This is a genomic window from Dankookia sp. P2, from assembly GCF_050632255.1.
In the GTDB taxonomy this organism is placed as follows: Bacteria; Pseudomonadota; Alphaproteobacteria; order Acetobacterales; family Acetobacteraceae; genus Paracraurococcus.
Window position 1 is genome coordinate 2,310,499 of record NZ_CP192581.1, and the last position, 14,249, is coordinate 2,324,747.

General features: G+C 71.8%; 16 protein-coding genes and 4 pseudogenes. 9 read left to right on the top strand and 11 right to left on the bottom strand.

The features are described 5' to 3' along the window. Positions 1-2: 2 nt before the first annotated feature. Positions 3-1,413, bottom strand: a pseudogene (gene thrC, locus ACQ86J_RS13780) (threonine synthase). Positions 1,414-1,518: 105 nt separating this feature from the next. On the opposite strand from thrC, the gene ACQ86J_RS13785 reads away from it, so the two are divergent. From ACQ86J_RS13785 to ACQ86J_RS13815, 7 genes and pseudogenes are all read left to right on the top strand, one after another. Then, positions 1,519-3,051, top strand: coding sequence for an FAD-dependent monooxygenase (locus tag ACQ86J_RS13785; protein WP_431271545.1), 1,533 nt, complete (start codon positions 1,519-1,521; stop codon positions 3,049-3,051). A gap of 52 nt (positions 3,052-3,103) precedes the next feature. Continuing rightward, positions 3,104-4,084: a Bug family tripartite tricarboxylate transporter substrate binding protein gene (locus tag ACQ86J_RS13790; RefSeq protein ID WP_431271546.1), complete on the top strand. Its 981-nt coding sequence runs from the start codon at positions 3,104-3,106 to the stop codon at positions 4,082-4,084. A gap of 53 nt (positions 4,085-4,137) precedes the next feature. Further along, positions 4,138-4,371 (top strand): hypothetical protein, encoded by a 234-nt coding sequence (locus ACQ86J_RS13795; protein WP_431271547.1) that lies wholly within the window; start codon positions 4,138-4,140, stop codon positions 4,369-4,371. A 304-nt stretch (positions 4,372-4,675) separates the two neighbouring features. Further along, positions 4,676-5,833, top strand: a pseudogene (locus tag ACQ86J_RS13800) (FAD-dependent oxidoreductase); the annotation flags it as partial. 103 nt (positions 5,834-5,936) lie between these two features. Beyond that, positions 5,937-6,911 (top strand): GMC family oxidoreductase, encoded by a 975-nt coding sequence (locus ACQ86J_RS13805; RefSeq protein WP_431271548.1) that lies wholly within the window; start codon positions 5,937-5,939, stop codon positions 6,909-6,911. Between the two features lie 93 nt (positions 6,912-7,004). Beyond that, positions 7,005-7,520 (top strand): annotated as a pseudogene (locus tag ACQ86J_RS13810) (SIR2 family NAD-dependent protein deacylase); the annotation flags it as partial. A gap of 10 nt (positions 7,521-7,530) precedes the next feature. After that, positions 7,531-7,728 carry a hypothetical protein gene (locus ACQ86J_RS13815; protein ID WP_431271549.1) on the top strand — a complete coding sequence of 66 codons (198 nt, stop codon included), beginning with the start codon at positions 7,531-7,533 and terminating at the stop codon, positions 7,726-7,728. Here the strand turns inward: ACQ86J_RS13815 and ACQ86J_RS13820 are convergent, their stop codons facing one another. From ACQ86J_RS13820 to ACQ86J_RS13840, 5 genes are all read right to left on the bottom strand, one after another. Next, the gene (locus tag ACQ86J_RS13820; protein ID WP_431271550.1) at positions 7,729-8,316 is read right to left on the bottom strand and encodes a hypothetical protein; all 588 of its coding nucleotides are present in this window, start codon (positions 8,314-8,316) and stop codon (positions 7,729-7,731) included. It lies immediately after the preceding gene. Continuing rightward, entirely contained in the window at positions 8,283-8,477 is a 195-nt protein-coding gene (locus ACQ86J_RS13825) for a hypothetical protein (protein WP_431271551.1), read from the bottom strand. The genes ACQ86J_RS13820 and ACQ86J_RS13825 overlap by 34 nt, the downstream gene beginning before the upstream one ends. 10 nt (positions 8,478-8,487) lie before the next feature. After that, on the bottom strand, positions 8,488-9,117 hold the full coding sequence (locus ACQ86J_RS13830; protein ID WP_431271552.1) for a PAS domain-containing protein: 630 nt from the start codon (positions 9,115-9,117) through the stop codon (positions 8,488-8,490). Further along, complete coding sequence (locus ACQ86J_RS13835; protein WP_431271553.1) at positions 9,071-9,367, bottom strand: hypothetical protein; 297 nt, start codon at positions 9,365-9,367, stop codon at positions 9,071-9,073. The genes ACQ86J_RS13830 and ACQ86J_RS13835 overlap by 47 nt, the downstream gene beginning before the upstream one ends. Before the next feature lie 438 nt (positions 9,368-9,805). Beyond that, positions 9,806-10,660: a hypothetical protein gene (locus tag ACQ86J_RS13840; protein WP_431271554.1), complete on the bottom strand. Its 855-nt coding sequence runs from the start codon at positions 10,658-10,660 to the stop codon at positions 9,806-9,808. A gap of 213 nt (positions 10,661-10,873) precedes the next feature. On the opposite strand from ACQ86J_RS13840, the gene ACQ86J_RS13845 reads away from it, so the two are divergent. Continuing rightward, positions 10,874-11,047, top strand: a complete 174-nt coding sequence (locus ACQ86J_RS13845; protein WP_431271555.1) for a hypothetical protein — start codon at positions 10,874-10,876, stop codon at positions 11,045-11,047. Next, positions 11,032-11,358, top strand: coding sequence for a DUF1643 domain-containing protein (locus ACQ86J_RS13850; protein WP_431271556.1), 327 nt, complete (start codon positions 11,032-11,034; stop codon positions 11,356-11,358). The genes ACQ86J_RS13845 and ACQ86J_RS13850 overlap by 16 nt, the downstream gene beginning before the upstream one ends. Positions 11,359-11,432: 74 nt before the next feature. Here ACQ86J_RS13850 and ACQ86J_RS13855 read toward each other — a convergent pair whose 3' ends face one another. The 5 genes and pseudogenes from ACQ86J_RS13855 to ACQ86J_RS13875 all read right to left on the bottom strand — a co-directional run bounded on the left by ACQ86J_RS13855 (position 11,433) and on the right by ACQ86J_RS13875 (position 14,185). Continuing rightward, the gene (locus ACQ86J_RS13855; RefSeq protein WP_431271557.1) at positions 11,433-12,449 is read right to left on the bottom strand and encodes a cation:proton antiporter; all 1,017 of its coding nucleotides are present in this window, start codon (positions 12,447-12,449) and stop codon (positions 11,433-11,435) included. Next, positions 12,449-12,619: a cation:proton antiporter gene (locus ACQ86J_RS13860; protein ID WP_431271558.1), complete on the bottom strand. Its 171-nt coding sequence runs from the start codon at positions 12,617-12,619 to the stop codon at positions 12,449-12,451. The genes ACQ86J_RS13855 and ACQ86J_RS13860 overlap by 1 nt, the downstream gene beginning before the upstream one ends. A gap of 39 nt (positions 12,620-12,658) precedes the next feature. Further along, on the bottom strand, positions 12,659-13,156 hold the full coding sequence (locus tag ACQ86J_RS13865) for a hypothetical protein (RefSeq protein ID WP_431272398.1): 498 nt from the start codon (positions 13,154-13,156) through the stop codon (positions 12,659-12,661). A 130-nt stretch (positions 13,157-13,286) separates the two neighbouring features. Then, positions 13,287-13,940, bottom strand: a pseudogene (locus ACQ86J_RS13870) (carboxypeptidase M32); the annotation flags it as partial. Next, positions 13,940-14,185 carry a hypothetical protein gene (locus tag ACQ86J_RS13875; RefSeq protein ID WP_431271559.1) on the bottom strand — a complete coding sequence of 82 codons (246 nt, stop codon included), beginning with the start codon at positions 14,183-14,185 and terminating at the stop codon, positions 13,940-13,942. The gene ACQ86J_RS13875 and the pseudogene ACQ86J_RS13870, both read right to left, overlap by 1 nt. Positions 14,186-14,249: the final 64 nt, after the last annotated feature.

The following is a 14,249-nucleotide window of genomic DNA, read 5'->3' on the forward strand; positions in this document are numbered from 1 at the left end:
CGTCAGGCCGTCCGGTTGCGCCTGGCATGCGCCCGGACGAAATCCTCGACCGCCCCGAGCCCGAGCGGCAGCACCGAGAAGCGCTCCTCCCGCTGGTACAGGTCGGACAAGCGCGGCGGCAGCGGCGGGCGGAAGCCCACTGCGCGCTCCACTGCATCGGGAAATTTCGCCGGATGGGCGGTGGCGGCAACCACCACCGGGATGCTGCGGTCCTCCGGCGCATGCGCCCGCGCAGCGGCGGTGCCGACCGCAGTATGCGGGTCCGCGAGATACCCCGCCGTCTCACGCAGATGGCGGATCTCCGCCAAAGTCCCCTCGTCCGAAAGGGCGAAACCGTGGAACAGCCCAGTCGCCTTCGCCCAGGCAGCGTCCGGCACCGGCATCCGGCCTTCGGCGCGGAAGCGATGCATGGTCTCGGCCGTCGCCGCGGCGTCACGGCCCAGCAGCTCGAACAGGAGCCGCTCGAAGTTCGAGCTGACCTGGATGTCCATGCTGGGCGACAGGCTCGGCTCGACGCCCCGCACCGTCATGTCGTTGGCCGCGAGGAAGCGCGCCAGGATGTCGTTCCGGTTGGCGCCGACGATCAGCCGCTCCACCGGCAGACCCATTTCCCGGACGGCCCAGGCGGCGAGCACGTTGCCGAAGTTGCCGGTCGGCACGGAGAAAGCCACCGGCCGGTCCGGCGCGCCGAGCGCCAGCGCGGCATAGGCGTAGTAGGGAATCTGCGCCGCGACCCGGGCCCAGTTGATCGAGTTGACCGCGGCCAGCCGCATGTCGTCACGGAAGGGCACGTCGCCGAACATCGCCTTCACCAGGTCCTGGCAGTCGTCGAAGCTGCCCTGGATGGCGAGGTTGGCGACGTTGTCCGACAGCACGGTCGTCATCTGCCGGCGCTGCACCTCGCTCGTGCGGCCCTCCGGGTGCAGGATGACGATGTCGATAGCGCTGCGGTCGCGGCAGGCCTCGATGGCGGCGGAGCCGGTGTCGCCCGAGGTCGCGCCGACGATGGTGATGCGCTCTCCCCGCTTCGCCAGCACATGGTCGAACAGCCGCCCGAGCAGCTGCATCGGCCATGTCCTTGAAGGCCAGCGTCGGGCCGTGGAACAGCTCCAACGCGAAGGTCCGGGTGTCGATCTGCACCAGCGGCGCCACGGCGGGGTGGCCGAAGCCGGCATAGGCCGGGCCGGTCATGCTGCGCAGCGTCTCGAGCGACAGCGTCTCCCCGGCGAAGCGGTGCATCAGCCGGGCAGAGAGCTCGGCATAGGGCAGGCCGCGCAGGGCGCGCCACTCGGCCGCAGATAGGCTCGGCCAGCTCTCCGGCAGGAACAGCCCGCCATCCTCGGCGAGGCCGGCGAGCAGGACGCCTTCGAAGTCACGGGGGGCGGCTTGGCCGCGGGTGCTGAGGTAGCGCATGGGGCGCGGACCCTAGCCGCTCGGGGCCTTGGCGGGAACAGCCGACGGGACGAGGATGGCCGGGCAGCTTCTGTCGCTATGGACCGGTCCGCGGAAGGACACGCCATGCCCGATTCCGAGGTCCTCATCGCCGGCGCCGGCCCGACCGGCTTGGTGCTCGCCCTCTCCCTCCTCCATCAGGGAATCCGGCCCCGCATCCTCGACCGCGCCGCCGGACCCGGCCAAGCCTCCCGCGCCATGGTCGTCCAGGCCCGCACGCTGAGGCTTTACCGCCCGCTCGGCCTCGCCGAGGCGGTCGTCGCGCGCGGCATCAGGGTGGAGGCGTTGCGGCTGCGCGAAGCCGAGGCAGGGGGCACCGTCGAGGTCGCCCAGATCTCCCTCAGGGACCTTGGCGAGGGGCTGAGCCCCTACCCCTTCGCCCTCAGCTACCCGCAGGACGACCATGAGCGCTTCCTGGTCGAGCGCCTGGCCGCCGCCGGCATCGCGGTCGAGTGGGACACCGAGCTGACGGGCTTCACCGAGACCGCGGACGGCATTCGCGCCAAGCTCCGTCGCAAAGGCGCGGAGACCGAAGCCACCGCCGCCTATCTCTGCGGCTGCGACGGGGCGCATAGCCGGGTGCGCCAGGCGCTCGGCCTCGGCTTCCCCGGCGGCACCTATGGCCAGCTCTTCTACGTGGCGGATGTCCGGCTTGCCGGCCCGTTCCAGCCGGACCTCTCGGTCAACCTCGCCAGGCAGGGCTTCGCGCTGATGCTGCCTGTCCGCAGCCGCGGCATGAACCGCCTGATCGGCGTGGTGCCGCAGGCGCTCGGCGACCACCCCGGCCTGGGATTTGAGGATCTCCGCGGCGACGTCGAGGCGCTGCTCGGCATCCGGGTGGAGCAGGTGAACTGGTTCGCCACCTACCATGTCCACCACCGCGTCGCCGCCCGCTTCCGCCAGGGCCGCGCCTTCCTCGCCGGCGATGCCGGGCACATCCACAGCCCGGCCGGCGGCCAGGGGATGAACACCGGCATCGGCGACGCGGTGAACCTGGCCTGGAAGCTGGCCGCGGTGCTGCGCGGCCGGGCCGGTCCGGACCTGCTCGATACCTACGAGTCGGAGCGCATCGGCTTCGCCCGGATCCTGGTCGAGACCACCGACCGCGCCTTCCGCGGCGCGGTCTCGCCCGGGCTCGGCGGCCGACTGCTACGGCGCTGGCTGCTGCCGCGGCTGCTGCCGATCGCCGCCGGCTTCGAGGCGGGCCGGCACGCCTTCTTCCGCTTGGTCTCGCAAATCCGAATCGCCTATCCGGACAGCGGGCTGAGCGAGGGCAAGGCCGGCGGCGTCGCGGCCGGGGAACGGCTGCCCTGGGTGGCCGCGCTCGACAACCATGCCCCGCTCAACGGCCTTTCATGGCGGCTGCAGGTGCATGGCGCGGTCTCCCCGGCCCTGGCGGTGGCCGCGACGGGGCGGGGATTGCCGATCGATGCCTTTCCCTGGACCGCGGCGGCGGGCCGCGCCGGGCTGGCGCGCGACGCCGCCTACCTGCTGCGGCCCGACGGCCATGTCGGCTTGGCTGATCCCAGGCAGGATCCCGGCCGGCTGGCGGCCTATGCCGCACGGCATGGCCTGGTCTTCGTGACGGAACCTTCGTGATGTGACCCGGCGCATGGCGCAGGGTATCGGTCGGCGTCCAGGGATGCCCCCAATGCGCCGCCGCTCCGCCCTGCTGCTGCCGCTCCTGCTGCCCGGCCAGGCCGCCGCCCAGGCGACCCCGCCGCTGTCGCGTTTCGGCGGCGCGGCCATCCGGCTCATCGTTCCCTTCGCCCCCGGCGGAGGCGCCGATGCCACGGCGCATATCATTGCTCCGCACCTCGCCGCAGCGCTCGGCCGCCCGGTCCTGATCGAGAACCGTCCCGGCGGGCGCGGCATCCCCGGCGCGGACTCGGTCGCCCGCGCCGCGCCGGACGGCCAGACCCTCGGCCTGACCAATTCCGCCCCGCTCGGCATGGCACCGCTGCTGGAGGCCCTGCCCTACGACGCGGACCGCGACTTCGCCCATATCGCACTGATCGCCGAGACGCCGAGCGTGCTGCTGGTGCCGGCCGACAGCCGGTTCCAGAGCTTCGACCTCTATCTGCGGGCCGCACGGTCCTGGGCGCGTGGCCTGACCTATGGCAGCCCGGCGACCGGCAGCCTGCAGCACCTGCTGGGGGAGATGCTGGCCAAGGCCGCCGGGGCGCGGCTGGCGCATGTCGCCTATCGCGGCACCGGCCCGGCGCTGCAGGACCTCGTGAACGGCCAGGTGGACAGCCTGATGGCGCCGCTGGCCAGCGTGATCGGCGCGATCACCGCCGGCCGGGCCCGGGCGCTCGCGGTCAGCGGCCCGGCGGCCGAGCCCGCCCTGCCCGGCGTGCCGGCCTTCGCCGCGCTCGGCTTCCCGCAACTGACCGCCACGGCCTGGATGGGGCTGAGCGGCCCACGCGGCTTGCCGCTGGCGCTGGTCGAACGGTTGAACGGTGAGGTCAACCGGATCATCGCCCTGCCGGAGGTGGCGGCGCAGCTGCGCGCGGCCGGGCTGAGCCCGCCCGACCGGCCGCTGGACGCCGCGGCCTACCGCCAGCTGGTCGCGGATTTCACCACCACCTGGCGGCCGGTCGTAGCGGCCTCAGGGATAACGGCGAAGTAGTTCCTGCGCGCCCTACGCGTTCGCACTGCATCCCTGTAAGCAGGAGTAGCGCCATGGCCTCCCCCTTCTCCATCCGGCTCGACGACGACGTCCTCGTTACTCTCGACGGCGCCGCCAACGCGCGACGCATCGGCCCTGCCACCTATCTGCGTGACCTCGCCGCGGCCGGGGTGCGGCGCATCCGACGCGAGCGCATCCGGGAACAAAGCTGCGTGGTCGCCGCCTCGCCCGAGGCCGGGGCCTTCTTCGCCGACCGGGGCACCCCGACCGCGAAACCCGCGCCTTGAGCTTTACGTGGCGCGCCGGGCAAATCGTTATCGCCGATTGGAGGCATGCGTTTCCGAAGGAGCCCAATCGGCTCCGCCCCGCCATCGTGGTCGACGGCAGCGAGCTCTTCGACCCGGCTTACCCCAATGTTGCGCTGGTGCCGATCGCACCAACGCCGGCGAACAGCTGCACCGAGCCCTGCTTCGCGCTCGCAACCCGTGTCACCGCGACCCCAAAATCGCGGGTTCGGTCGATGGAGAGCGCCATCACCCCCGACCAGCTTGCCGCGATCCGGGCGCGCATCGACATCGCCCTCGGCCTCGCATGATCGACGCCCGCCGCTACGCCCCTGCCGTCGCCCGCAACCGTGACCCGATCCTCGCCGTGCTGCGCCGCTGCCTGCCGGAGACGGGCACGCTGCTGGAGGTCTCCGCCGGCACCGGCGAGCACGCCATGCATTTCGCCGCCGCTTTCCCCGGCCTGGTCTGGCAGCCGACCGATCCCGACCCCAGGGCGCGGGCCAGCATCGCCGCCTGGGCGCGCGAGGCGGAGCTGAACAACCTGCGCCCGCCGCTGCCGCTCGACACCTCGGCGGAGGACTGGCCGGTTGACCGCGCCGATGCGGTGCTCTGCATCAACATGGTCCATATCGCGCCCTGGGCGGCCGGACTCGGCCTGCTGCGCGGCGCCGCGCGCATCCTGCCGCCGGGCGGGCCCTTGATCCTCTACGGGCCCTTCAAACGGGGCGGCCGGCACACCGCGCCCTCGAATGCCGCCTTCGATGCAAGCCTGCGTGCCCAGGATCCGGACTGGGGCGTCCGCGACCTCGAGATGGTCGCCGCCGAGGACCGCCGGCTTCGCCGCGCCCGAGGTGGTGGCGATGCCGGCGAACAACCTGATGCTGATCTTCCGTCGCGCCGGCTGATACGCCACCCTCCCTGCCAGGAGGAGAGAGACGCCGCCATGGATACCGACTACCTCGTCATCGGCGCCGGCTCGGCCGGCTGCGCCGTCGCCGCGCGTCTGGCCGAAAGCGGCGCTCGCGTCACCCTGCTGGAAGCAGGGCCGAAGGACCGCCATCCCTGGATCCACATCCCCGCTGGGATGATCAAGCTGCTGCAGAACCAGAAGCTGGTGAACTGGGGCTACGTGACCGAGCCGGAGAAGGGCTCGAACGACCGGGAGATCCGCTGGCCGCGCGGCCGGACCCTCGGCGGCTCATCCTCGATCAACGGCATGCTCTATGTCCGCGGCAATCCGGCCGATTTCGACATCTGGTCACAGATGGGCTGCCGTGGCTGGTCGTATGAGGAGGTGCTGCCCTTCTTCCGCCGGTCGGAGACCTACAAGCAGGGCGGCGATCCGGACTACCGCGGCCAGGACGGCCCGCTGCAGGTCGAGGACTACCGCACCATCCTCCCCCTGACCCATCGCTTCATCGAGGCGGCGCAGCAGGCCGGTCACACCTTCCGTAAGGACCTCAACGGGCGCGAGCAGGAGGGCGTCGGCTATTCGCAGATGACCCGGCGCGGCCGCTGGCGCGGCCTCGACCGCCCGCACCTATCTCGCGGCGGCCGAGGGCAAGGTGCGGGTGGAGACGGAGGCGCAAGTCGCCCGGCTGCTGTTCGAGGGCCGGCGCTGCACCGGCGCCGAGTTCAGGCAGGGCGGGGCGCTGCGGACCATCCGCGCGGCGCGCGAGGTCATCGTCTCCGGCGGCGCGGTCAACTCGCCGCACCTGTTGCAGCTGTCGGGCCTCGGCCCGGCGGAGCACCTGCGCGGCCTCGGGATCGAGGTGCTGCAGGACATGCCCGCGGTCGGGGCCAACCTGCAGGACCACTACGTCTCCCGCGTCCAGCACCGGGTGCGCGACATGATCAGCACCAACCAGCTCGCCCGTGGCGTGCGGCTGGTGGGCGAGGTGGCGAAGTTCTTCACCAGCGGCCGCGGCGCGCTCACCTTCGGCGTCACCACCGCCCAGGTCTTCGCCCGCTCCCGCGAGGGCCTCGCCAGCCCCGACCTGCAGCTGCTCTTCACCCCTGCCAGCTATGCTGCCGGCAAGTTCGGCGTGCTGGAGGCGGCGCCCGGCATGACCTGCGCCATCTGCCCGGTAAAGCCCGACAGCCGCGGCAGCGTCATGGCGAAATCCCCCGACCCCTTCGAGCGGCCCGCCATCCGGCCCAACTACCTCGCCGCCCGCAGCGACCAGGACCTGCTGGCGCGCGGCATCCGCATGGTGCGCGACATCTTCGCCCAGCCTGCCATCGCGAAGTACAGCGTCGAGGAGATCCTGCCCGGGCCCGGCGCTGCCTCGGATGACGAGCTGCTGGCATTCAACCGGCAATACGGCACCACCATCTACCATCCCGTCGGCACCTGCCGGATGGGGGAAGACCCCAACTCGGTAGTCGACAGTAGGCTGCGTATCAGGGGAATCGCCGGGCTGCGTGTCGCTGATGCCTCGGTTATGCCGACGCTGACCACGGGCAATACGAACGCTCCGACGATCATGATCGGGGAGAAGGCGGCGGCGATGATCCTGGAGGACGCGGCGGCGGCGTAGAAAGGAAGAACCGGGGAAGTCCCTTTCCCGGACCCCTTCGTTTTCGAGAGTCTGGCGCGCGCCATGAACGACGATATCGCCTCCCTCCGCAGCATGATCGAGCAAGCCCGCCGGATCGTCGTCTTCTCCGGCGCCGGGATCAGCACGGAATCGGGTATTCCCGACTTCCGCAGCCCGGGCACCGGCACCTGGGAGAAGATGAAGCCGATTTATTTCGACGACTTCCTGCGCTCCGCCGAAGCGCGACGCGAGGCTTGGCGCCGCCGCTTCGAGAGCGACGCCACCATGCGCGCCGCGGAGCCCAACCGCGGCCACCGCGCGGTGGCGCGGCTGGTGCGGGAGGGCAAGGCCCATGCCGTCATCACCCAAAACATCGACGGCCTGCACCAGGCTTCCGGCATCCCGGAGGAGCAGGTGATCGAGTTGCACGGCAATACTACCTACGCCACCTGCCTGTCCTGCGGCGCGCGGCACGAGATCGCCGACATCCACGCCGCCTTCGCCCAGACTGATCAGGTGCCGGACTGCCGCGCCTGCGGCGGCCTGCTGAAGACCGCGACCATCAGCTTCGGCCAATCCATGCCGGAAGGTCCGATGCTGCGCGCGCAGCAGGCGGTGCATGAGGCCGATCTCTGCCTCGTCCTGGGTTCCTCCCTGGTGGTCTATCCGGCAGCCGGCTTCCCTGAGATCGCGAAGGCGTCGCGGCGCCGGGCTGGTCATCCTCAACCGTCAGGAAACCGGGCTCGACGGCATCGCCGACCTGGTGATCCATGCAGGCATCGGCGACGTGCTGGGCGGCGCCGTCGGGGTGAACTGATCAGGCCGGCGCGACTGCTTCCGCCAGCGCCCGCGCGGCCGGAAGTACCACCTCGCAGCACAGGCCGGCGGGCTCCCAGCGCAGCGCCAGCGTGCCGCCGAGCTGCCGGACCAGCGTCGCCTGCAGAACCCGGCTGCCGAAGCCCCGATCGCGCGGCACCGACACGACCGGCGGCCCGCCCCGTTCCCGCCAGATCAGGCGCAGGCGTTCCGGCGGGTCCGCCAGCAGCGCCCATTCCAGGGTCAGCACGCCCTCGGGCCGCGAGAGCGCCTCGTATTTCGTCGCATTCGTCGCCAGCTCGTGGATTGCCATGGCCAGTGGCTGAACCGCTGTGGCGGCAATCGTCACCACCGGCCCGCGCAGCTCCGCTCGCGGTCCACCTCCGGCTTCGCATCCCGGCTCGCCGAGGAAGACCGCCAGCTCCTCCCGCGCCAGCAGGTCAGAGCTCGACGCCATGCCATTGCGTGTTGGACAGCAACGCGCCAGCGCCTGGGCCAGCGCGCCGATGCGCCCGTCCACCTCGCGCACGAAGGCGTCGAGGCTGGTCGCCCGGCTCAGCCGCAACACCGCCCGGGCAGTCGTGAGCACGTTCTTCGCCCGGTGGTCCACCTCCGCATCAGCAGGTCGCGGCGCAGCTCCGCCTCGCGCTGCTCGGAGATGTCCTGCACCAGCACCACCACCCGGCCCGGCTCCCCGGGCAACGGGGCGGAGGAGACGCGGACCGGCAGGCGCAGGCCGTCCGGCCGCAAGTAGTCCTTCTCAAAGGGCTCCCACCAGCCATCCGCCTGCGCCTGCCGCAGTGCGGTCTCGGACAGCGGCACATGCTCGGGCGCGGTCACCCGGCGCCAGTCCCACGCGCCCGCCTCGAAGGTCGGGGCGGCTGGTGCCGATCATCTCCAGAAGCCGGTCATTGGCCACCAGCATCTGGCCCGTCGCCAGGTCGAGTACCGCCATGCCAACCGCCCGGCTGTCGAAAACCGCCCGGAAGCGCGCCTCGGCCGCCTGCCGCGCCTCCGCCGCCACCCGCGCCGTCGCGCCTCCCGCCGCAGCGCCGCCTCCGCCGCCTCGGCTGCCCGGGCGCCGCGCAGCGCCAGCCAGGCGACCATCAGCAGCGTCAGCGCCGCCGCGGCGGCGACCGCCCCATAGACGCGCAGGTTGCCGTACCAGCGATCGAGCAGCGAGATCGGCATCGGCGCCGAAGCTGACATAGACCGGCCAGGCGCCGACCCGGCGATAGGAATAGACCCGACGGCGCCCGTCCAGGGTCGAGACATCGGTGAAGGAGGCGCGCGCCTGTCCCTCGCCGACCCGGCGGAAGACCGGGCTGGTCTGGGCGACCCGGTCAGGGCCGCCGGGCAGCGCCGGCTCGCGGTACCAGGATGGCGCCATCGGCGCGGAACAGCGCCGCCGCATGGCGGAAGGGAGGCGCCGTCCCGGCATAGAAGCGGGCGAAGTAATCCGGGCTCAGCGCCACATGAATGGTGCCAAGGGAAATTCCCAGCCGCATCGCCGTGCGCCGTCGGTTGATGGCGAAGGAGGCAACAGTGGTAGCCCGGCCGGTGAAGGCGGCGCTGACATAGCTGCCGGCATCGACCCGGTCCCGCTGGACCCGGAAGAACTCCCGGTCGGAGATCAACACGGCGGGAGTCCCAGGCCTGGCTGCCTGCGCGGACCCGGCCATCCGCATCGGCTACCCAGACCGAGACGATCTGGTCGAAGGACTGGGCCATGCTCGCCAGCAGCCCGCTGGTCGCCGGCCCGGCCACCGCCTCGGCATCTAGGCGGCCGACATGCTCGGTCACCCAGGCCAGGATGAGGTTGGCGGTATCGAAGACCTTGGCGGCGTGCTCCTCCATCACCGCCGCGGTGCGGTCAACGGCATCGGTGCCCTCGCGCAGCACCTCGCCGCGGTTCCACCAGGCCGCGGCGGAGAAACCAGCATCGGCACCAGCAAGGAGGCGGCCATGACCGCGCGATGCAGGCGGAGGGCGGGGGACGTCGCGCTCAGTCAGGACTCCTGCGGTGACGATCCGGGGTTTCCCGGGACGCCGGAAAATGTTGTGCTCGTGATAGGATATCAATGCCCCCGCAACGTCGCCACAGCCTGCATCCAAGCTTTGCCGGCTTTATGGATAGTGCCGTCGTTACCCCGCCACCTGCCGCGGCTGCCAGATCGCCGTGTGCCGGACCTGCGCCACCGCCGCCCCTCGCCGTCCACCACCAGCACGTCGAGTTCGACGAAGCGGTGTCCCTTCCGCTCCGCATTCTCGGCCACCCGGGCCCGGGCCGTCAGGATCCCGCCCACCCGCGCCGCGGCCAGCATCCGGACCCGGCTGCCGACATGGATCCAGGGGCCCAGCACCACATTCTGCACCAGCACCTGGTTGCAAAGCCTCAACACCTGTCCAGGATGCGCCAGCCCTTCCCGCGCATAGATCGGGTCGGCCTCCCGCACCGCCGCCAGGTAGTCGGCGGCGAGTTGTGGCGTGACCTCGAGCGGCGCGGTGCCGAGGACCATGCCTGGGGCCAGCGCTTCCTTGCTGGCCGGCGGCCGGTTCGCTGGCGGGGCGCGCCAGGACCATGCGGCGGGATCGGGCACGGGCGCGGCGGCCGGCAACGCGGCATGGCCGGTGGCGCAGAGCGTCTCGCCCCGGCGGACCGTCAGGGCGAGACCGTCGCCGGCCTCTGCCGCCTCGACCAGCACGCGGTCCCCGTCATAGACCGGCGATTGGAAACGGCATTCGGCGGTGCCGTGTTCCAGCCAGGCGCGGCCCCAGCGGCGGACCGCGGGGTGGCAGGCATAGGCATAGACCTCCACCCCGGGGACGAGCGCGCCGGTGAAGCCGAAGCGGCGGGCAACGGTGTCGTCATGGATCTTGTTCTCGGACTGGGCCGAGAGGTTGTGGGCGAGCACCTCATAAGACTGGGCCATGGCGTTTCCTCCGCTTTGCCAGGAAGCGTGGCGGCTGGACCGGGACGCAGCAAGATCGACGTCGGGATATTCCTTCGCCGGACGCCTTTGGCGCCCACCCCCTGATCCGTTCCCGTCAGTCGGCCGCCAAGGAAAGACGAGGGACGGGGCCGAGGAGACATGCCTTTCCCGCCCTGGCCTTGCCATCCTTCCCGCCTGGAAGCACGGTCCCGCATGGACACCGAACCCCTACACAGCCCCGGCGGCAAGGTCCGCCTGAAGGTCGCCGCCCATATCGTCTCCGATGCCGGCTTCGACGGCCCGGGGATTGCTACCGCTACTGGCTGGAACGGCGCTGGGACGGCAAGCCCTTCGGCAGCCCGGGCTATGCCGTGCAGATCGGCATGAATCCCTCGACCGCCGATCTCGACTTCGACGACCCGACCGTCGCCCGCTGTGTCGAGCGCGCTCGGCGATGGGGCTACGGCGCCCTGGTGATGCTGAACGCCTTCGGCTACCGCTGCACCGACAAGCTGCGGCTGCTGGAGGTGGCCGACCCGGTCGGCCCCGGCAACGACGCGGCCATCCTGCGCTACGCCACCAGCGCCGAGCGCGTCGTCGTCGGTTGGGGCAAACCGCCCGAACCGCTGAAGGCTCGCGGCGTCGCACTGGCGGCGCGGCTGCGCGCGGCGGGGTGGAGCCGCTCTGCTTCAAGGTGAACGGCGACGGAAGCCCGAAGCACCCGCTCTACGTGGCGCTGGACGCGCCGCTGGTGCCCTATCCGATTCCTGGATCATGAGCCGGCGCCGCGTGCCGCCGCCCGGTCCGCCAGCCAGAACATCGCCGGGTTCACCGCGATGGTGATCAGCGCCACCGCCAGCACCAGGTCGCGCCCGGCCTCCGGCAGCACCTTCTCCGCCACGCCGAGCCCGGCCAGGATGAAGCTGAACTCGCCGATCTGCGCAAGGGAAGCGGCGATGGTCAGCGCCTCCCGCTGGCTGAGCCCGCGCGCCCGGGCGATTGCCCAGGCCGCCGCCGACTTGCCCACCACCACCACCAGCACCGCCGCGGCCAGCAGCAGCGGCTGGCGCAGCAGCACGCCGGGGTCGAACAGCATCCCGACCGAGACGAAGAACAGCACCGCGAAGGCGTCGCGCAGCGGCAGCGTCTGCTCGGCCGCCTTCTGGCTCAACGCCGATTGCCCCAGCACCAGCCCCGACAGGAAGGCGCCCAGCGCGAAGGACACGCCGAAGGCGACGAAGGCCAGGTAGGCAACGCCGAGCGCTGCCACCAGCGCAGCGAGCGAGAAGAGCTCGCGCGACCGCAGCGCACCCACCATGGACAGCGCCGCCGGCATCACACGGCTGCCGACGATCAGCATCAGCACGACGAAGGCGGCGACCTTGCCCAACGTCACCAGCAGGGAGACCAGCACCCCCTGCCCCTCGACGCCCATGCCCGCCAGCATGCCCGCCGGCGTGCGGCCATCCAGCAGCGCGGCGCCGACCGGCACCAGGACCAGCGCGACCACCATCGCTAGGTCCTCAACCACGAGCCAGCCGACCGCGATCTTGCCGGCGTTGGTGGCCACCTCGCCGCGTTCCTGCAGCGCCCGCAGCAGCACCACGGTGCTGGCGACCGAGAGGCAGATGCCGAAGACGAAGCCTTCCCCATCGGTCCAGCCGAAGACCCGGGCAACGCCCCAGCCGAGCAGCGTGGCGACGCCCATTTGTACCAGCGCGCCGGGGACGGCGACGCCGCGCGCCTCGGCAAGCTCGCGCGGGGAGAAGTGCAGTCCGACGCCGAACATCAGAAGGATGATGCCGATCTCGGACAGTTCCCAGCCAAGGCGAGGTCGCCGGCGAAGCCCGGCGTGTGCGGGCCGATCAGCATGCCGGCGACCAGGTAGCCGACCAGCGGCGGCAGGTGCAGCCGGCGCGCCACCACCCCAAGCAGCAGCGCCGCGGTCAAGGGCGGCAACCAGGGTCGAGATCAGGGGCATGTTGTGCGGCATCCCTTCTATGTGAGGGAAGCCGCCCCGCAATGCACGCCGCGCGTCACGCGGTCAGATAACGCTTCCGCAAGTGGTCGGTAAAATCCGCCGGGTCTCAGCGGCTTGCCGGTGGCGAAGCGCAGCAGGTCCTGGAAGCCGAGCCGCGCGCCCTGACCATGCACCTTCTCCCGCAGCCAACCCATCAGCGGCCGCATGTCGCCCTGCGCCAGCGCGTCGTCCAGCCCGGCGACGTCGCGCCGGGCCGCGCGCATCAGCTGCGCCGCTGCCATGGCACCGAGCGTGTAGCTCGGGAAATAGCCGAAGGCGCCGTCATGCCAGTGGATGTCCTGCAAGCAGCCGCGCGCATCGTCGGGCGGCACGATGCCGAGCAGCGCGCGGAAGCCTTCGTTCCAGGCGCCGGGCAGGTCGGCCACCGCGAGGTCGCCGCCGATCAGCACACGCTCGAGCCGGAAGCGCAGGATGACATGCGCGGGATAGGTCAGCTCGTCGGCATCGACCCGGATGTAGCCGCGCGAGACATGTCGCCAATGCGCCGCGAGGTTGGCCGTCGTGTAGAGCGCCGGGTCTCCGCCGAAGCGCGGCGCGCAGCTCGCCGCCGAGGAAGCCGAGGAAGGCGTCCGACCGGCAGGCCTGCATCTCGACGATCAGGCTCTGCGATTCATGCGCCGCCATCCCCGCCGCCTCGCCGACCGGCTGGCGCGCCCAGGCCGCTGGCAGGCCGCGCTCGTACTGCGCATGGCCGGTCTCGTGCAGCACGCCCATCAGCGCCTTGGCGACGTCCTGCTCGGCGTAGAAGGTGGTGATGCGGACATCGGTCGGCGTGCCGCCGCAGAAGGGGTGCAGGCTCTCGTCCAGCCGCGCATGCGCGTAGTCGAGCCCGACCCGCTCTGACATCCGCTGGCACAGCGCCCGCTGCGCCGCCACCGGGAAGGGGCCGGGCAGCGGGATGGCGGCGGGGCGGCGCGCCTGGATCGCCTCGGCCTGCGGCAGGGCGTCCTTCAGGAAGGCCTCGTAGGCGGTGAAGACCGGCTCGACCTCGGCGGCCGTCACGCCGCGCTGGTAGCCCTCCATCAGCGCGTCGTAGGGCGAGAGGCCGGTCAGCGCCGAGAGCGCCTGCGCCATCTCCCGCTGCAGCCGCACCACTTCGGTCAGCGCCGGGCGCACCAGGTGAAAGTCGGCGCGTGCCTTCGCCTGCCGCCAGATGCTCTCGCAGGCGCTGTTGGCCCGCGCCATGGCCTCGACCAGGGCGGTCGGCAGGGCGGAGGCGCGGCGATGGGCGCGGCGCATCAGCTCGAGGTTCGGCGCGTCCCACTCGCCCCCGCCTCGGCGGCGGCGAGGTCCTCGGCGACCTCGGGCGCGGTCAGCAGGTCATGCGCGAGGCCGGCCAGCGTCGCCAAGCTGCTCGCCGCGCGCGCCGCGGCGCCGCCGGGCGGCATCATGGCGCTGGCATCCCAGTGCAGCATGGCCTGCGCCTCCCCCAGCGTGGCGATGCGGGCGAAGCGGGCCTTGAGGCGGTCATAGGCGGCGTTCATGCCGTGTCCCTCGTGCTGCGATGACGGGCTGGAATGGGCGGTGGTCACGGAGGGGCGGCCCGGA